The organism is Streptococcus penaeicida (assembly GCF_002887775.1).
GTDB lineage: Bacteria > Bacillota > Bacilli > Lactobacillales > Streptococcaceae > Streptococcus > Streptococcus penaeicida.
The window spans coordinates 101242-120321 of sequence record NZ_LOCM01000028.1; the positions used below are offsets into that span (position 1 = coordinate 101242).

The following is a 19080-nucleotide window of genomic DNA, read 5'->3' on the forward strand; positions in this document are numbered from 1 at the left end:
CCTGACCTTTTTAATCACTTAACCACTCTGTTTCGACTGATAAGCCAAAATGGTCACTAACCACAGGGGCAGTACCACCTTCAAAAGTAATTTCTGAATTTTTAACCAGAAAATCCTTGCTCATAAAAGCATGGTCCACTTTAAAGGCCTGATCATTTTCTTCCCAACCATCAATATCAGCCACAATACTATGATCTCCAAAGACATGCTCAGCAAGCTTATGACTATCTTGCAGCTTCAAAGGACTAGCCATTACCATTTGGTAACCCGGACCATCAGTGGGATTATTGAAATCCCCCATCAGCATTAAAGGAAGATCTAGGTCAGCTAAGCGTCCTTCCAAAACAGCCCACTCTTCTTCAAAACCTTTACCAAACCAAGACAAATGAAGAGACGTCACAGCAACTGGACGGTCTTCAACTATCGTCTCTGCCAAAAGGACTCGTCTTGTGTGGAAATCATACTCATCGTTTGCCTCAGTTACCAAAAGATCTTCAACCTTAATTGGATTTTTTGAAAGAATCGCTACGCCCTCATGATAAATGTCATAACCAATATGATTATAAGCCCAAGACCAATAGTAATTTTGGCCCCGCTTTGCTAAATAATTAACTAATAAGAGAGCAAAATTATCCTTATGCAATTCAGGCGTCCCAGGAATTTCTTGATAGTAATAGTCTTCAGGAGCTACTTCGCTGGTCATTAACTGATTGATTTCTTGTAAGCAGATCAGATCATATTTTTCAGCTAAGATATGTTCTGCCAAGTCAAATAATTTCTTTAAAGCATTAACTTCCATCCATGAATGCGTATTAAGCGTTAACCACTTTGCCATCATTTTCCTCTCTCTAAACGGATAAGAGAGTCATTCTCATCCCTTTTAAATGAGGTGAGAATGACTCTATTATCTCTTACATTTTAACAGTAGCTACTTGTTTTTTAGCAGCTTGTTGCCCTTGGGCAGTCAATGTGACTTCTTTGACAAGTTCCTGATTAGTGAAAACCACAACGATGGTTGATTCTTTCCCTGCAGATGTGATTGCTTGATAGTCAACTTTGATTAAAAGGTCACCAGCTTCAACTTTTTGACCAGGCGCAACTTGCAAATCAAATGGAACACCGTCCAAGTCGACAGTATCTAAGCCAACATGTACTAAAACTTCCAAACCAGAATCCGTTAAGATACCTAGGGCATGTTTAGTTGGGAAAATACTGGTAATAGTACCTGTAACCGGAGCAAATACTTCAGAAGAACTTGGTTCAACCGCAAATCCATCACCCATCATTTTACCAGCAAATACTTGGTCTTTCACTTCTGTGATTGGAATGACTTGACCATCAGCCACCGAAAGGATGTCCTCTGAAATACCTTTTGAAACAGTATTTGTTTCTTCTGATGCTTTAGCTGAGAAATCAGACTGCGGAATTGCGACACCCGAGTCAAGTAAATCTTGAATATCCGATTTTAAAATATCAGCTTTTGGACCATAAACAGCTTGGACCCCTGAACCTTTAACGATGAGTCCCATAGCACCTGCTTTTTTCCAAGCATCTTCCGTTCCAACAGCATGTGGATCTTTTACTGACACTCGCAAACGTGTCATACAGGCATCTACATCAGTAATATTTTCAGCACCACCAAGGAGATTAATGATTTGAACGACTTGTGCGTCAGCATTTACTGTGTCTGAAGAAACCGACTTTTTGTCATCATCTAGCATATCTGAATCATAATTGCCCAAACGACCAGCTGTTGCCAAGTTCATTTTTTTAATCATGAAATCAGAGATAAAGTACATAATCGCTCCGAAGAGGAGTGATACCCATACGAAGTTAAGTAAATCCATACCTAAGCCAGCTTTAAGTGCCATAGGAGTCCGCGTCAATAATTCAATATTACCGAAAGAGTGCACACGAAGATTTACCAAGTCTGCCATGGCAAATGAAGCCCCTTGTACAACAGCATAGACAATATAAAGAGGCATAGCCGCAAACATAAACATGTATTCAAGTGGCTCAGTAACTCCTGTCAAGAAGACTGCTGCCGCAGCAGAGAAGAACATCATTTTATATTTTGATTTTTTATCTGGGTCAACATTACGGTACATAGCTAAAGCAACACCCATAAGTGTTCCTGTTGCACCTATCATTTGTCCTACTTTAAAACGTGCCGGTGTGACATCAGACATTAATTGATGGTAAGCACCTGAGTCTGTGCCTTTTAAATTAACAAGGTCTGTTACCCAAGCTAACCAAAGTGGGTCTTGACCAAATACTTTTGATCCTTGACTGGCACCTGTCATCACTTCATAAGTTCCACCAAGTGCCGTATAGTTCATTGGAATCGTTAGCATGTGGTGCAAACCAAATGGTAAAAGTAAACGTTCTAAAGTTCCATATAAGAATGGTGCGAAAAACGGTGCTGTATCTTGAGATGAAGCAATCCATTTACCAAAACCGTTGATACCAGACTGAATAAGAGGCCAAATAACAACTAAAGCTAGGGCTACTAGTACAGAACGTAAAATTACCACAAATGGTACGAAGCGTTTACCGTTAAAGAAAGTTAACACTTCTGGTAATTTACGATAATTATAATATTTATTGTAAGCAGTAGCTCCAACAAAACCAGCAATTATCCCAACAAATACTCCAGTATTTAAAGCAGGTGCTTCTAAGACACTAGTAAAGTAATCCTTAACAACCATGTCTGTCCCAAAAAGACTCGTTACCTTAGCAGCAGGGTCCGCTAACATGGCAGCATTAATACCGAAAAAGGCACCTGTAATACGATTGATGAGAATGAAAGCTAAACCTGAAGCAAAGGCACCACCAGCCCGTTCTTTAGCCCAACTACCACCAATCGCTAAAGCAAAAAGTAAGTGCAAGTTAACAATAACTGCCCAACCAATTTGAGCAACAATATTACCTAAAGAAGCAAGAAAAGCTGAATCATGGTTAATCATTGGAATTGAATTTCCAATACTGATCATCAAACCAGCAGCAGGCATTACTGCAATAACGACCATTAAGCATTTGCCAAATTTTTGCCAAAATTCAAAACTAAAAATCTGTTTGACAGACGTCTTCATTTTTTTCTCCTTATTACTCTCAAAAGTGCTTATCATGAAAAATGACAAAACACAGAATAAACAACAATGCAAACGTTTTACGCAAACGTTTGCGTTTCCTTGACTATATTATATGCTCCTTTTATATTTTTGTAAAGACGTTTTTTAAAAAAATAAAAATCTTCCCCAAAAACGGGAAAGATTAACTTGATTGTCGTTCAATTATAGCATGGGAAACAATAATCGGTTTTTGATAATTTGTTTCACCTTTTAAGAGGAGGTTAGCTGCTTCCTCTCCTAACTGATAAGGAAAAATCTCAACTGAAGTTAGTGCTGGATTAGCAATTTTTGCCAAAATGGAATTATTGAAACTAATGATTGCTTTCGAAGCATCTTCTTCATTCAAGAGACCTTGTAATTGAATAGCTGAAATATCATCGCAGGTGACAAAAGCTTCTGTCGGATGTAGATTTAAGTATTCTTTCAATGACTGATTACTTGAGGAACTCTCACTTAATAATTCTTTCAGATGAGCCGTCTGGGCTTTTAAGCCTTTTTTCTTCATCTCTTCAGCGTAGCCCATGTATCTTTCTGCTTGCACTAACTCGTCCATATCTGTATAGAGATATGTAATGTGTTGGTATCCTTTTTTCAAAAGATAAGATGTGGCATCCTTACCTGCCTGAAGGTTATCATTATTAACATAACGAACATGCTTATTGTCATCATTATAAGACTGGCCTACAACCACACATTCACTTTTTACAGACATGATATAATCAAAAACTTTATCATGTGTCTTTGAGTAGAGAAAAATGAACTTTGCAATGCGTCCACTTCGAACCATATTCTGGACTGTTGCTAGAAGTTCTTCCTCATAATGTCCTGTTGCAAGACTGACCAAATAGCCTTCTTTACTGCAAATTTCCGAAATCCCTTGAATAATCTGCATAAAGAATGGGTTATCTCCAAGTTCTTCAGCATTTCCTCTAAATGGTAAAATAATGCCAACTGTATTGGATTGTTTTTTGACTAGGTTTTGTGCTGAATAATTGGGGGAATAATCCAATTCCTCCATGGCTTTTCTGACCTTGTCCTTGGTCGCCTGACTAATCATATTATTGTCATGCAAAGCTCTCGAGGCTGTCGAGGGCGAGACCCCAGCCAACTTTGCAACATCTTTAATAGTTACCATATGTTCTCTCTCACTAATAATCCTATTTTTGAGAATCTTTTTATTTATCTAACTCCAGCGCATAGCTGACAGCACTTAAGGCATACAAAGGTGCTGTTTCAGTCCGCATGATGCGGGGACCTAAGCCTGCAAGCTGGGCACCAGCTGCTTCAAAGTTTTGGATTTCTTGGGGGGACAAACCACCTTCTGGTCCAAAAATGAAGAGGATTTTGTCGCCTGCTTGACAGGCCTTCAAACCTTTTGCCAGGGTAGCTTGTTCGCCGGCCTTTGCGGATTCTTCATAGGCTACGAATATTTGATCAAAGTCCGACAAGGTCTTGAGAAAAGCTGCTTTTTGCTCAAATAATTGAATGGCAGGAATCAGATTGCGTTTGCTCTGTTCCGCCGCTCCTTGAGCGATTTTCTCCAATTTTTCCTGCTTCTTGACCAATTTTTTGCCGTCCCACTTAGCCACCGACCAGTCTGCGGGGAAGGCCCAAATGGCATGAGCACCCAATTCTGTCGCTTTCTGCGTTACCAATTCTAATTTATCGCCTTTGGGAAAGCCAGAGGCAATGGTCACTTGAACCGGCAACTCAACGTTTTGGTCCAGATCTTCAAGAATGGCAAAAGCATGGGCTGCGCTATCAGAAACAGCGGCCAAACGTTTAATACCATCTTCAAAAACCAAGTGAACCTGATCGCCATCCGTCAACCGCATAACCTGAAACATGTGTTTCAAGGTTTCTTTGTCATCAATCACAATTGGATTTTGAAAAGGACCTTTAATAAAATACTGTTGCATTAGCCACCAATCACTCCTGCTCTATTATCGGTTTTTTTAAAAATGCAGGCATTCCATTCCCCTTGAATCATATGGGTTTCCAGGAAGAAACCAGCATCTTCAGTTGACTTGCGGACCATGTCCCATTTCTCAGAAATAATACCAGACATGATCAAATAGCCTTCATCTTCAACCAGGCGGTATGCATCCGCAGTCAGATGAATGAGGATGTCGGCAAGAATGTTAGCAACAATAACTTGCGCTTTCTGTTCGACACCTTTTAGAAGGTCACCAGCAGCCACATGAATATTAGACGTCCCTTGGTTTAAGGCGATATTTTCCTCTGCCACGCGCACCGCAACATCATCCAAATCAAAAGCAAAAATTTCCTTGGCCCCTAATAAAGAGCTGGCGATAGACAGAACACCAGACCCGGTACCCACGTCAATCACCGTCTCGCCCCCACGCAGAACCTGCTCCAAGGCAAAAAGACTCATCTTAGTTGTTGGATGCGTCCCAGTCCCAAAGGCCATACCCGGATCCAGACGAATAACCTTTTCCTCAGCCTTAGCCTCATAATCCGTCCAAGAAGGCACAATAGTCAAATCATGGGTAATCCGAGCTGGCTCATAGTATTTCTTCCAATTGTCAGCCCAATCTTCCTCAGCCAAGTCCTGAGCAGACAGGCTAATCTCGCCCGTCTCCAAACCAGAAGCTTTCAAGGCTTGCAAATCTTGCTCAATTTGCGCCCGCAAAGCCTGCACATCCATATTATCAGGAAAATAGCCCGTAATAGCTACCATTTCCGACTGCTCGACCTCAGGATAGAGCTCGCCAAAACGATCCTCCTGCCCCAAGTAATCCGCACTATCACTAATAGCCACACCCTGACTACCAGCCTCAATCAAAATATTAGAAACAGCTTCCTCAGCCTCACGATGGACCGAAACCGTCAACTCTTGCCAAGTATTCATAAACTCTCCTTAATAACGTGGATAAGCAAAAAATTCAGACTCGACAAGCTCCTCTTGCCCCTTGGCAAAAGCTTGCGCGTCCCAATCCAGACCGAAATCAACCTTAGAATCATCTTCTAAGAAATCCATGAGATCGCTCTGCCCCTCAGTCGCAACATCATTGAGAAACTGCGCAAAGTACTGCAAGAATTCACGTGACAAGCCCTTCTTAGGCTCATAAGGAATAGCCACCAAGTAGTCTTCCTTATCAAATTGACTCTTCTCAGGATTGTAAAAGAGCACATAGTCCTCAAAAACAATATCCTCTTGCGATACCTCACCCTTGTCATCAATGGTTTCAACCGCCGCCTTGTTTTGAGCCTCCAAAACAAAGGTCACTTCCACCGCATGGTTTTTCTTGTCCCAATCCATTGCGTAGTCATAATTAAAATGCTTGTCCATTTCTTCTTCAATAATTGATAAGAAGCCAAATTTAGCCATAAAATATACCTATTCCGTTCTAATGTACTTGACCCTATTGTAGCATAAAAGCAGTGATTTTTCTTTAGAAGTCAGCCTAAGATTGAGGTAGAAAGCAGACAAAAATGTAGGTTGACTTTCGATTTTCAATATTAGACAATTTATGAAATAAAAAGATTTGCAAAAAGCCCTAGTTTAAGTAAATATTAAAATTAAAAGTTGAGGAGAAAATCTATGCCTATGTTGACAATTGAGGGCTTGCCTTCATCCAATACCATTAATCAACTAAAATTTGAAGAAATTGAAGACCAAATAGATTATGAATTAGGGATCAAATCCTTAAAGCAATATCTAGAAAACCCAGTCAAACACTCTATTGATGATGTTATATATGAGCTAGAAAAAGAAAGTGTACTTGCTAATGATTAAAAATAGTATCAACCTTATAGCCCAATCCTATAGGTCTGCTATTGACCACTATTAGTAGACCTTAAAAATGTTATTACCACTACATCTAGCGCTACTATACTAAAAAACTATACTGCTTTCATTTGATTGACTTTAAGTGGGGGAAAGCTTATAATTATCTCAATTTTAAAAAATGCTTATTAGAAAGTGTGATAAATATGGCAATTATCGGACAAATCCCAGCTACAAAAATGCGTGGCTATAATTATTCAATCGCAATCAAACATACGGATCAGATTATTGAATTAGCAGAGAATCCTACTGTGATGGAGCATATAAAGATTATTTCACATGCTAAAGGAAATAATGTCTATACCGTTCTTTCTCACATCAGCGATAAAAAACTACGTGAATTGATTATGTCAGAATATAATCTTGAGCTCAACCAAGTCATTTTAACCCCATTACAAAATTCAGGTCCCCTAGGAGCAATGTAAAACAGACACCCCAAAGGGTGTCTGTTTTCTTAAAAGAAAGTGTGATAAATATGATTGAAGTCAGCAATAACTTATTTACAAAATTAGGTGTGCCAGAACAATTTAAGCATCGCCTACTCATTGTCTTTAAAGATGACAATGCCAAAATTGATAATTTCCCAGAAATAGCTAAACTAAGTGACTGGACCTATACCGACCACTTGAAAGGTTATAAAGGAGAATCCACATTAAGTCTTACTCAAATCCAACAATTATTTAGGAAAGAATATGGACTAAGTAAGGAACAAGTTTCTGTTCGAGACATCAGTGGAACATGGGGATCCATGATATAGTCAACTTAAAATTGCAGATTCTAAATAAAGTAATGTATAGCCCACTAAGTTTTCATTAAAAGTATAGTCTTTTCACATTTTCCACTTTTTCATTGATTGGCTAAGCTGGTAGTGTTATCATGCACTTATCCAATAGAAATCAGGAAAAATGTATGGGAATCGTAATCATTATCTTATTAGTTGTCTTTGCCTGGTCTTGGTCAAAACTAGCCAAGAATTTACAAGATGATATCGATAGGAGGAAACGTTTAGATGAAAAAAATAAGTAACGTTATTCTCTTAATCTTAATTGGATTCCTCGGTGGTATTGGTGGTTCACTTTATAAGGACCATCAGTCCCAAGGGAATGAATGATTCAGTACTCCAATCAATAAGTAATAGACGCCCCTCAAAGGGCGTCTATTAGTCTTTCTCTACTCTTGTAAAGGGGTGAGATTTCCCGATTAAACGAACTTTTTTATCGATATTTCCCGTCGTTGCTCGAACAAATTCTGCCTCGGTAACTTGGTGGTATTGGTGAATCAGTCCAGAAATGTATTCCACTTCCATAATCCCATCTTCCCAGCCCAGCGATTTTACCATTCGCGCGGACACTGCTTGTCGTTTCATAGATTTTTCTTCAATTCCTTTAATAATGACACTATTGTAGCATAAATCGGTCTCAGAAAACTATCGTTGATTAAAGATAAAAACATTTCTCATAATCAAGAACAAATCTTGAATTTCGAATAGCTTAGCAGTAAAATGACCCTATAGGTAGACTAAGGAGAAGACTATGAAAAATCTCAAAACATTAAGACAAGTACAAGTTGCAAAAATTTGTCAATTCTTCATCTTATTTATAGGCATATTTTTTGTATTATTAAAAGATGCAAATTTATCATTTTTTATCATCTTATTAACCTATTGGCTAATAGAGTGGTTTGTCCCCAAAGAATACAAAGGTACTCGTGACCTTATCAAAAAACGGTCTTCTTTCATCAGATGACACCATTTAAAGAAAATATTGTTATAAACAGTATCCTTTTCGTCTTATTAGTGATGATCATCTGGCTTAGATACCAAATCTTCCCTTAGTCACATCCCCCTTTCCTGAAAGAAAAGGGATTTTTTGATACAATAGAGCCTAAAGAACACGATAAAGGAGGCTCTGATGCCTGATAATTTAGCCTTGAGAATGCGTCCCAGAACTATTGATGAAGTCATTGGACAGGAACACCTGGTTGGACCTGGGAAGATTATTCGGCGCATGGTCGACGCAAACATGCTATCTTCAATGATTCTATATGGACCGCCGGGAATTGGTAAAACCTCGATTGCTAGTGCGATTGCAGGGACCACTAAGTTTGCCTTCCGGACCTTCAACGCCACGACCGACACTAAAAAGCGCCTGCAAGAAATTGCTGAAGAAGCCAAGTTTTCTGGTGGTCTGGTGCTGCTCCTAGACGAGATCCATCGCCTGGACAAAACCAAACAGGACTTCCTCTTACCACTTTTGGAAAATGGTAATATCATCATGATTGGTGCCACCACCGAAAACCCCTTCTTCTCGGTTACTCCCGCTATTCGTAGCCGGGTGCAAATCTTCGAGTTGGAGCCTTTGACCAATGAGGCTATCAAAAAAGCTATCGCGACAGCTATCTCCGACAAAGAAAGAGGCTTTGCTTTTGACATCCAGCTTGATCAGGATGCTCTTGATTTTATAGCCACTGCCACAAATGGCGATCTGAGATCTGCCTATAATTCACTAGACCTGGCAGTCATGTCAACCGAACCGGATGCCAATGGTCTCCGCCATATCACTTTGGACACCGTTGAAAACAGTCTCCAACGCAGTTACATCACCATGGATAAAAATGGTGACGGCCACTATGATGTTCTCTCTGCCATGCAAAAGGCCATCCGTGGCTCCGACGTCAATGCTAGTCTCCATTACGCAGCTCGCTTGGTTGAAGCTGGCGACCTGCCAAGTTTAGCTCGACGCTTGACCGTCATTGCCTATGAAGATATCGCTTAGCCAACCCAGACGCACAAATTCACACCGTTACGGCACTGGAAGCCGCCCAAAAGATTGGTTTTCCGGAAGCCCGAATCCTAATCGCCAACGTAGTTATTGACTTGGCTTTATCGCCAAAGTCAAACTCAGCCTACATCGCTATGGATGCTGCACTCAGCGATCTGAGAAAGTCTGGCAATCTCCCTATTCCAAGACACCTTCGCGATGGCCACTATTCCGGCAGCAAAGAACTGGGAAATGCCCAAGACTACCTTTATCCTCATGCCTACCCAGAAAAATGGGTCAAGCAGCAATACCTGCCCGATAAGTTGGTGCACAAGAACTACTTCGAGGCCAATGAGACCGGCAAGTACGAACGGGCCCTAGCCGCTAATAAGGAACGGATTGACAAACTGTCGCAATCATGAAAAAGACTGGAAACAGGCAACCGTTTCCAAAAAAATGGGATTTTAGCTTGAATTTTTCCCAAAAAGTGGTATGATAAAAGCATAGAAAAACAAGAATCGCTGTGGCATACGAGTTCACATCAATGTGTTGACCGACTATTTCTTTGTATTTTCGGGAAACAAAGCATTTCTCTAGTATGCAAGCCGTATCACGCGGAAGCAACTGCAAAGAGAAATTACGTTACCCACCTGCTCATAATGTGCGGTGTCAATACAAATCGTGAACCACCGGTGCCAATACAGCTTTCTTTTTTGTGCCTCCTTAGCTCAGTTGGTAGAGCAGTAGACTCTTAATCTATGGGTCACAGGTTCGAGCCCTGTAGGGGGCATTAAACTATAGAAGAAAAAGCCTTTATTTAAAGGCTTTTTCGCTTGTATTAAGAGAACTTGTCCCACCATTTGTCCCCGAAATTATTTACTATAATTTTAAACTGATAATATATTATTTATTTTTAGCATGTAACCAAACAAGATATTAAACAAGATATACAAATTATTTATCAGATGTTTGCATGATAAGTGTAAGATACACAGTAATGTACAGCTATCTATTTTTTTTAAGGTTCTGATTTTCTAGAACGTATTCACTATCAGCTACACGATCTAAAAATGTTTTATCATGTGATATTAGTATAACTGTTCCTTCATAGCCTTTTAAAAATGTTTCTAAAGCTTCAATACAAAAAACATCTAAAAAGTTAGTAGGTTCATCTAAAATCAAAATGTTGTATCTTCCTAGAAATAATTGACATAGGACTAAACGAGTCGCCTCGCCACCACTTAATTTTTGAACACTCTTTTTTAAATCATTCCCAGTAAAACTCATAGCATATAGTACAGAACGTATTTTACTTTCTCCATAATCGCTTCTATTTTTCATAAAGTCCATTACAGTTTCATCAGTTTTAAATTGATATCCCATCTGCTCATAAGAGCCTATAACAGCCTTTGGAGAAATAGTAATTCCTTTTTCACGTTGTAATATGTGGTGAATTAATGTTGATTTCCCAGAACCATTTTTACCAGTAATAGCAATCGTTTCACCTAATGCAAATTGAAAGTTAACATTGTTTAAAAGTATCTTATTTCCTACTGTAATCGTTAATTGATCAGCCATAATTGGAAACTTGTTATGTAACTCAAGTGTGATATTTGTTTGATGAAAACGGATAGTTTGTTCTTTTTTAGGCGCATCTATAACTTCAAGTTTTTTTACTCTTTGTTCAACAGCCTTAGCAGCACGTTGTAATGCTTTTTGAGTTGTACCCTTTGATTTTGATTCAAACATACGATTTGCTTTTACTTTAGAGTCTTTTGATTTAGCAGAAGATTTAGCAATTTTTTCTGCTTTTTTCATTTTTTCTTCTGCTGCTTTTTCTAAACGTTTTTTTTCCTTTAAGAACTGTTCATGAGCCTGAGTTTGTTTTGATCTTTCAAGTTTCTTTTGCTCGATATATTCACTGTAATCTCCTGAATATACTTTTACTTTCCCATCATCAACTTCCCAAATTGTAGTCACAAGTTCATCTAAAACATAACGGTCATGACTTATTAATACCAGTGCCCCATAATAGTATTTCAACTCTTCTATTAAAAATGATATACCTTCTTGGTCCAAATGTGTAGTAGGCTCATCAATTAATAAAGATTCATAATAGTCCGTAAATAACTGTGCAAGTTTTAATCTTGTTTGTTCACCACCACTTAGCCCTTTCGAATTCTCATCAACATGTAATTGGCTAAGTAACTTAGGATCTGTTGATATATCTTTAGGACCTTCTACCTGTTCAAAATAACCATATTCTACTTGACGCTTTACTTTTCCAACTGTAGGTTGAATATGACCTGCAAGTAATTTTAGCAGAGTACTCTTACCAACACCATTTTTTCCAACAATACCAATTCTATCAAATTGATGAACTGCTAAACGATCTATCTCTAATACTTTTTTATCTAAATAAGTTACTTCAATTTTTTCTAATTCAAAACAAATTTGTTCCATTTTAGCTACCTCTCGAAATTTAGTGATTTCGTATCGATAGCATTTAATCGATACGTGCCATTAAACTAAGCACATATCAATAAAATAATAAAAACTGCATATTGTTTGTCCTCCTATTTCACTTTTAAAGTAATAAGACCACTTAGTATTACTAATACACCAATGATTGAAAACAATATAGAAACACTAGTAAATTCAATCAGTAAACCAGATAATGCATATCCAATTGGCGTGGCTAAAAGTGAGAGACTTGTTACAAAACTGAAAATTCTTCCTAATAATTGTGACTCAATCTCAGTTTGAATATAAGCATAGAATGGTGCAGAAAATAAAGGTCCTGAAAATCCAACCAATCCGGACAAAATTATAAAGATAAAGAAAAGTGATGGTGAGAGAAGACCAGAGAAAAATAGTGCCAGTCCCATCAATAGCATTCCAATTGCCATTGTCTTCACTTTTTCAAATTTATCACCTATTATGCCTAACAATGAACCGCCTACTATTAAACCGATAGCAAATGCAATCTCTACTGTACCAGCTTCAACAACACCTTTCCCAAAATGATTTCTTGTCATAAGTGGGAAGTAAGTTCCAAGTGGTATGTATAGGACTGCTACGATTGTCATAAGTATTGTAAGTTTCAACAAGATAGGATGATTAACAAGGGCATTATACCCTTCTTTCATTTCTACAAAAAAACTTGTAAGTTCAACAGATTCAGTTTTTTGTACTTTAGGTATATTTATAAAAAGTAAAATCCCACTTGCAACTACAGCTCCAAGTATATCTAAAAGTAGTACCCATTTAATTGAGCTCACTGAAAGAATTGACATCCCTACAGCTGGTCCTACTATATTAGAAACGGATGCTACCATTTGCCCCCAACCAGCGACCTTTGTCAATGCTTCTTCAGGGGCAAGTAAAGGAATTGATGCTTGCATTGCTGGCATATGAAAAGCAGTTGCTAATGATCTAAGTGCTAAAATCAGAATTACAAAAATGATATTAGCCTCATAGAAATGCAATATTAAAAATAAAATTAAACTACCTAGCGCAACAGTCATATCTGCTGAAATCATCAAAAACTTCCGTGAATAACGGTCTGTAATCGTGCCAGCAAAAGGTCCTACTAATGCTTGTGGTAAAAAACCTGCAAGTCCTGCTAGTGTTAGAAGCAATGGTGAACCACCAGTTTTATCAGTTAGCCACCAAATAATACCAAATTGAACGGCCGCACTACTTAATAGTGAAAAGAATTGTCCTGTATATATTGCAAAAAACTTCTGCTTCCATTTGTTGTTTTCCATTATAATCGATACCTCCAAAAAAATTATGTATCGATATAAATCGATACGAGTTTGTTTAGCGAACAAAACTCATATCAATAAAAAAGTAACGTCATCATAATGATATCTCCTTATCAAATTTCAAGAGTTAAAATACACTAACTAATTAGTTTTTCCACTTGTCACTCTAATTTACATATAGTAGTTTTACTAATTACTTTAAAAGTTAGATATTTGTGTCTTAAAGATAATTATAAATAAACATTATATATATGTCAAAAATCAGTTGAAATCATTTTTTTCTAATGTTTATAATACGGCTAAACTTGTTCATGATTTATTCCAATCTAAAAAGTATATTTATTTTAATAACAGAATCCTAGTGATAAAAAATTCTTCAATAACTTCTTTATTATGGATATTTAATTTTTTACCAATACTATTTTGTTCAACCAAATCTGAAAACTCTTCATCTGTCATCTATTAGCACCTCTTAATTAAATTACTGCCATAACTGTTTAATCTCATTGTACTCTTCTTGAATTTTTTCTTCAAGCGTGTGACCGTATACTTCAATTAGCATAGATATATCTTTATGACCTAGAATTTTCGCAATAATTCCTAAATCATATCCTCTATGCCATAGGAAGCTTCCATAGGTGTGTCTAGCACCTTTTGTCGTAATGATGGGTTCTATATTCAACTCTTGAACGATGCCTCTTAGAACCTTATTTGTACCGTTTGTACTCGGTACACTATTAGGATAACCAAAATGTTGAAATACCATATTGTTTGTATTTTGTAATCCAAGCTCTTTATTTGATTGATTTTGTTCAATCTGAAGATTTTTCAAGATTTCTAGACACTCATTATCAACTGGAACAATTCTGATTGACGTTTTATTTTTAGGTGGAACAAACTGACTTGTTTCAGAGTTAAATCTTCTATATGTTTTAAAGATCCCCTTATCAAAATCAATATCTTCCCAAGTTAAAGCAATTAATTCTCCGTATCTCATACCTGTTTTTAATAAAAAATAGATAATATATGGTACTTCCGATTTCTTATAATTGAATTTATTTTTTACAGCATTAATGAGATCCAAATAAGCCTTTTCACTATGAAGGTATTTACTATCTGCATCCTGACTTTTTGCTGTCGAAAATAATTCTACATTTTGAGTGAAATCTTCAATCATAACTTTATCAGCGATAGCCATCTGTAAACTTTGTTTCACGCCAGTATTTAAACGACCTAGGAAATTACGACTAACCCTATTACCATAGTTATTCATAATCCGTTGATATTCACTAGGTCTAATTTGAGAAATAGGCTTATCTCCAAATAACTTTTCAAGCGTTACCTTACGACTTAGATATTTCTTTTTTGTCACGTCACTTCTATTACTAGGCATTATCTTTAAATCTAACCACTCTTGATAAAGTTCTGGTAATGAGATATTTTTTGTAATAATGCTCCCAGTTCTTAACTTTTGGAGAATCGGCTCTGCTTCCGCCTCCGCTAGTTTCTTAGTCTTAAAACCACTATTATAGGCAACCGTCTTACCTTCCTCACGAATTTCATAAGCCCATAGATTTTGATTCCCTCTCCTTCTATATCTTGCATTTGCCATAAGCTATACCTCGAGTCCAATTACTTCTGAAACGGCACTCCTAGGAACAACCATGAGTCGTTTTCGATCATAGAAAGTGTAACCACGTTCCACCATTAAATTTCTAGCTTGATGGATAATATGGTTTGCTGTTGAGGGACGATAGCCCATTTCAATTAAGTCTTTATTAGTCATTACATTATTTGTCATTGTATTTTTTTCCTTTCGTGTTATAATTTATCTAGAATATTTTTTCTATGTCGACTTCTTTCACAAGTCGGCTTTTTTTATGCCCCAATATTCAGAGCTTTGTTGTTCACGTACATATTGTTCAATCTCCTTTTCGTCATTATCAGTAAACTTTTCAACTCCCCTGCGAAGTAAGTCTTGTAAAAAGACTTCTGCCTGATCGATACCGTAGCTTCGTATTTTGCCATATAAATTTTTGCAATAGTTTTAGAGACTTGTTTATCAGTCCACGCCTCAGACTGCCTTAATGTTGGCTTTTCTCTCACAATACTCAGTCGTGTTTTCTCCTCTGTATTAATATAGTTTTGCCACCATTTGACTGATTCTCTTCTTCGTTTATTTTTATCTCTTGCTTTAGGAGAAACAAAACGATAATGTCCATTGATAGCCTCAAAATATATTGAATTGAGAGGTCGCATGTCATTTAGCTGATAAGCAATCAGATTAGCCTTCTCTTGCCAACATCTTAGCTCAGCTCTCACCCATGAATTCATGTCAGTATCCGATTGAAATTTTCCGTTTTGCTCCATTAATTTATTATAGACACACCATTGTTGGTTCCCTCTTGCACCATAGACTACTGTTTCACCTACAAGTTCTCCTGAGTCGATAACAAATTTTTCATGGTACTCCGCATGTCTCGCAGTTGTTATACATAAGCCTTTTTTACTATACTCATAAAGCCTTTGAACATTTAACGACTCATCAAAAATATCATTCGCAATATCTAATCTGGTAAAGTTCGAATTATTATCAATTAGTCTCTTTACTAAACTAGTCCAATTATTATCATTACCTTCTATAAATTCCTCATACTGCCGACAACCTTGTCCTTTTAGTTCAACATGAACTCCCATGCTACTATTAGGATCTAAGTTAAAGTAAACTTTTATCTCTGAACAAGCATAGTGACGTTGATACTTGTTGACTCCCCATTCGTTCAATGTAAAATTGGTTAAAGGTATTAATAAAAGTTTCTCTATTACATACTCGGGAGTGACATCTTTTACTGTAACAGCGAAGTAATCAATCTTAACGCTGTTAAACAATCTTATTCACCTATAATTTTGATATCTGAGGTAGTAAGTTTTATTCCACCCCAACCTTTTCGATTCATGTTCCATGCTAAACGAACTTGGGGATTAACCAATTCAATCGTTTTTTCAATAAGTCCATCATTGCTTGTAATTTTACTAATCTTATCAAGATTATCCAAAATTTCTAATGGGATCGTTTTTAAGTCTCAGCTGACATTCCCATCTCTTTCAAGACTTTAACTTTTTCTGCATCTTGGACTTGGCAAGTTATTTTAGAAATTTCATCAGTTTGGACAGATTCACCATTGATATTATTATATTTATTGTTAACACGTGCGGATAAGATTATTACTTTTTTAGGAATTTCAAATTGAGATTTTTCCAAGTTTAAGTCACCTAGACTTACTTTATCTGTTAGTTTAATTGTTGCCATTTTTCTACCTCATTTTCATAATATATTATTTGCATCTTTTCTTCCTGTACACGAAAGTTACTCTCAGCCTTACTCTCTCAATGGATTTCAGCATTTAATGGTATCAAATCACCTTCACCCCTTATGTATCAAAGGTTTGAGCACTATTTCATGTACGTGTGTACCCCCTATTAGTAGTGGGGTAATTATTTTCACATAAATTTCAAATGAATTTTCATGGATCATTAACTTATCAAACTTCGGTTTGTCTTCGAGCACTCTGCATTTATCTCCCGAGTCGCTATGGCTTCCAGCACCTCGCTCCTCGTTAGATAATCGATTGCTCTCAGAAACCTCGCTTGAGTTTGTTAAGAATACTTGAATCTTTCTCATTTTCTAAAGTGTATAATCGCTCTGTCAGATACTTAACCCGTTTCTGTAAAGACTGATTAGATCTTTTTAGTTGAAATATACTATCTTCTGCTTCAAATAAAAATTTATAGAAATCATCTGATAGAATTTCTAATTCACTTTTTATATCTCGTTCGGACTGAGCTTTTGAGTCGCCCCAGACTTCATTAATAGAGTCATCTAATTTATTTGTCTTACTTATTAATTGAGACAAGGTAATAAATTTAATAACTTCTGCTTCTGTAAAATCAAAGAAAACTTGTGTACTACGCTTAGAAACTCTTCTTCTGACTTTTTTAAACTTGTATCCAGATAACATTTCAATACGTAATCGCCATTTTTTGATTGTACTAACCGACTTGTTTGTTTTTAAAGCAATTTCTTTGTAATCTATAGCATCACCTCAACTTGAATTAATTGTTTTAAAATGATAAAATTAATATACAAAAAATTTTTTTGATTAAATTAATTATCATATTTGTATAATAACAATTTATTTTATCATTGTCAACAAAATGATTATTTTTTTTATCATTTCATGCATTTTTAGTAAAAGAGGAAACTATGGAATTTAACGATCGACTTAAAGAACTTAGAAAAAATAAAAATCTTACCCAGCAAGAATTAGCCGATAAGATTGGTGTAAATAGAATGACATATAGAAATTATGAATCTGGTGCCAATGAACCAAAGTTTAGAACTCTATTAGAACTTGCAAAAATATTTAACGTTACAACAGATTATCTTCTAGGTACTGTAGATGAAAATGATTTAGAAAATAATCATAAAGATAAAATCAATCAAATTTTCAGAGAATTAGAAGAAGGTTCAGATGAGTTTAACTTATTATTAGATAAGTGTATCTATAAATTGTTAGCAATGGTTGAATACAATAGTGCAAGCCCAGAAGAAATTGGACAAACTTTAAAAGATATTATGGATAACCAACGTATTGTCTACTTGATAGACATAGAGAGATTCGTTGAAAATATGATTAGTCGTTGGAGTTCATTTGATAGTGATAAAGAAAAGTTATTAAATATAATTAAAAATTTAAAATAAAAAAGACAGATTATGTCTTCTTTTACCTTTCTACACCTTAGATTAAGAATAATTATCCCTAGCATCATCTAAATAATACTTAATATTTGAAATTTGACTACAACTGTTAAAAAGTATAAAAATCCATTCCCTCAGAACTAATAAATCAATATTGACATCTTTACTCATGTATCCATATAATTTTTGGTCTCTATTTATTGGATATCTAGAACTAATGAATGTTATATCTTGTTCCTCAGTCTGTTGAATAAATTTTTCAATTATGGCAATATGTTTAAATAACCACTGTTTATCCTTAGACTCTATAAGTCTTTCTTCATATGCTTGAGCAATAGAACTCCTAATTTGTCCAATAAAACTTCTATAGCTATGTCCATTTTTTATTTCGCTAGCAGGTATCATCCATTCATCACTATTAAATTGCATAATTGTACTTAAGAACGATTTTAGACTTAGTTCAATACCAATAAGAACATTATGTATAACATTTAATACTTCAAAATCTGCGTAGTCACCATTATCTATTAAAAAATCAACATATAACAACGAAGATTCAAAGTAACTTTTTGACAAAGTCATAAACGTATCTTCAATGTCTACTTGTTTTACATAACCACCGATCATTGTTGAAGTATGTGTTTCATCTGAAAATAGACTATCTAATTCGTCTGCTTTTGCTAAAAAACCTATTTCATTTTTATCTTGAAATAATCTAGAATACATACATTATGACAATAAATTCATCCAAACACTATTATAAGACTCACTCTGAATGGAAAATAAATAGGGAAGTATAGAAGTTGCAAAAAAACGGGAAATTAAGTCTACAAAGACAGTTGGTGCCAGC

General features: G+C 36.2%; 18 protein-coding genes, 1 tRNA gene, 1 other RNA gene and 3 pseudogenes. 7 read left to right on the forward strand and 16 right to left on the reverse strand.

Annotated features, from left to right (window positions below; genetic code table 11):
- Positions 1-10 precede the first annotated feature (10 nt).
- The 6 genes from AT575_RS07720 to AT575_RS07745 form a co-directional block, all read right to left on the reverse strand.
- Complete coding sequence (locus AT575_RS07720) at positions 11-835, reverse strand: endonuclease/exonuclease/phosphatase family protein (RefSeq protein ID WP_102777850.1); 825 nt, start codon at positions 833-835, stop codon at positions 11-13.
- A gap of 76 nt (positions 836-911) precedes the next feature.
- Positions 912-3092, reverse strand: a complete 2181-nt coding sequence (locus AT575_RS07725; RefSeq protein WP_102777851.1) for a PTS transporter subunit IIBC — start codon at positions 3090-3092, stop codon at positions 912-914.
- Between the two features lie 181 nt (positions 3093-3273).
- Positions 3274-4266, reverse strand: a complete 993-nt coding sequence (locus tag AT575_RS07730; RefSeq protein ID WP_102777852.1) for a LacI family DNA-binding transcriptional regulator — start codon at positions 4264-4266, stop codon at positions 3274-3276.
- Positions 4267-4306: 40 nt separating this feature from the next.
- Entirely contained in the window at positions 4307-5050 is a 744-nt protein-coding gene (locus tag AT575_RS07735) for a 16S rRNA (uracil(1498)-N(3))-methyltransferase (protein WP_102777853.1), read from the reverse strand.
- Complete coding sequence (prmA, locus tag AT575_RS07740) at positions 5050-6003, reverse strand: 50S ribosomal protein L11 methyltransferase (protein ID WP_102777854.1); 954 nt, start codon at positions 6001-6003, stop codon at positions 5050-5052. The genes AT575_RS07735 and prmA overlap by 1 nt, the downstream gene beginning before the upstream one ends.
- 9 nt (positions 6004-6012) lie before the next feature.
- Entirely contained in the window at positions 6013-6483 is a 471-nt protein-coding gene (locus AT575_RS07745) for a DUF3013 family protein (protein ID WP_102777855.1), read from the reverse strand.
- Positions 6484-6696: 213 nt separating this feature from the next.
- Between AT575_RS07745 and AT575_RS07750 the strand changes: the two genes are divergently transcribed.
- The 3 genes from AT575_RS07750 to AT575_RS07760 all read left to right on the forward strand — a co-directional run bounded on the left by AT575_RS07750 (position 6697) and on the right by AT575_RS07760 (position 7699).
- Entirely contained in the window at positions 6697-6891 is a 195-nt protein-coding gene (locus AT575_RS07750; RefSeq protein WP_102777856.1) for a hypothetical protein, read from the forward strand.
- Between the two features lie 197 nt (positions 6892-7088).
- Entirely contained in the window at positions 7089-7367 is a 279-nt protein-coding gene (locus AT575_RS07755; protein ID WP_102777857.1) for a hypothetical protein, read from the forward strand.
- Between the two features lie 50 nt (positions 7368-7417).
- Positions 7418-7699, forward strand: coding sequence for a hypothetical protein (locus tag AT575_RS07760; protein ID WP_129587072.1), 282 nt, complete (start codon positions 7418-7420; stop codon positions 7697-7699).
- Between the two features lie 402 nt (positions 7700-8101).
- Here AT575_RS07760 and AT575_RS07765 read toward each other — a convergent pair whose 3' ends face one another.
- Positions 8102-8281, reverse strand: coding sequence for a hypothetical protein (locus AT575_RS07765; RefSeq protein WP_129587073.1), 180 nt, complete (start codon positions 8279-8281; stop codon positions 8102-8104).
- A 571-nt stretch (positions 8282-8852) separates the two neighbouring features.
- Between AT575_RS07765 and AT575_RS07775 the strand changes: the two are divergent.
- From AT575_RS07775 to AT575_RS07785, 3 genes and pseudogenes are all read left to right on the forward strand, one after another.
- A pseudogene (locus AT575_RS07775) lies at positions 8853-10123 on the forward strand (replication-associated recombination protein A).
- Positions 10124-10216: 93 nt separating this feature from the next.
- Positions 10217-10412: non-coding RNA, 6S RNA (gene ssrS, locus AT575_RS07780), on the forward strand.
- 6 nt (positions 10413-10418) lie between these two features.
- A tRNA-Lys gene (locus AT575_RS07785) sits at positions 10419-10491 on the forward strand.
- A gap of 215 nt (positions 10492-10706) precedes the next feature.
- On the opposite strand, the gene msr(I) is transcribed toward AT575_RS07785, so the two are convergent.
- From msr(I) to AT575_RS07830, 8 genes and pseudogenes are all read right to left on the reverse strand, one after another.
- On the reverse strand, positions 10707-12164 hold the full coding sequence (msr(I), locus tag AT575_RS07790) for an ABC-F type ribosomal protection protein Msr(I) (RefSeq protein ID WP_004347046.1): 1458 nt from the start codon (positions 12162-12164) through the stop codon (positions 10707-10709).
- 113 nt (positions 12165-12277) lie between these two features.
- Positions 12278-13471 carry an MFS transporter gene (locus AT575_RS07795; protein WP_004347048.1) on the reverse strand — a complete coding sequence of 398 codons (1194 nt, stop codon included), beginning with the start codon at positions 13469-13471 and terminating at the stop codon, positions 12278-12280.
- Between the two features lie 339 nt (positions 13472-13810).
- Entirely contained in the window at positions 13811-13930 is a 120-nt protein-coding gene (locus tag AT575_RS07800) for a hypothetical protein (RefSeq protein ID WP_004347051.1), read from the reverse strand.
- A 22-nt stretch (positions 13931-13952) separates the two neighbouring features.
- Positions 13953-15083, reverse strand: coding sequence for a site-specific integrase (locus AT575_RS07805; RefSeq protein WP_102777860.1), 1131 nt, complete (start codon positions 15081-15083; stop codon positions 13953-13955).
- A gap of 3 nt (positions 15084-15086) precedes the next feature.
- Entirely contained in the window at positions 15087-15272 is a 186-nt protein-coding gene (locus AT575_RS07810; RefSeq protein WP_000184043.1) for a DUF3173 domain-containing protein, read from the reverse strand.
- Positions 15273-15332: 60 nt separating this feature from the next.
- Positions 15333-16360: pseudogene (locus AT575_RS07815) on the reverse strand (replication initiation factor domain-containing protein).
- A gap of 2 nt (positions 16361-16362) precedes the next feature.
- Positions 16363-16781: pseudogene (locus AT575_RS07820) on the reverse strand (hypothetical protein).
- A gap of 325 nt (positions 16782-17106) precedes the next feature.
- Positions 17107-17490 carry a hypothetical protein gene (locus AT575_RS07830; protein ID WP_102777862.1) on the reverse strand — a complete coding sequence of 128 codons (384 nt, stop codon included), beginning with the start codon at positions 17488-17490 and terminating at the stop codon, positions 17107-17109.
- 245 nt (positions 17491-17735) lie between these two features.
- On the opposite strand from AT575_RS07830, the gene AT575_RS07835 reads away from it, so the two are divergent.
- Complete coding sequence (locus AT575_RS07835; protein ID WP_102777863.1) at positions 17736-18233, forward strand: helix-turn-helix domain-containing protein; 498 nt, start codon at positions 17736-17738, stop codon at positions 18231-18233.
- Between the two features lie 42 nt (positions 18234-18275).
- On the opposite strand, the gene AT575_RS07840 is transcribed toward AT575_RS07835, so the two are convergent.
- Positions 18276-18956 carry a hypothetical protein gene (locus AT575_RS07840; protein ID WP_102777864.1) on the reverse strand — a complete coding sequence of 227 codons (681 nt, stop codon included), beginning with the start codon at positions 18954-18956 and terminating at the stop codon, positions 18276-18278.
- Positions 18957-19080: the final 124 nt, after the last annotated feature.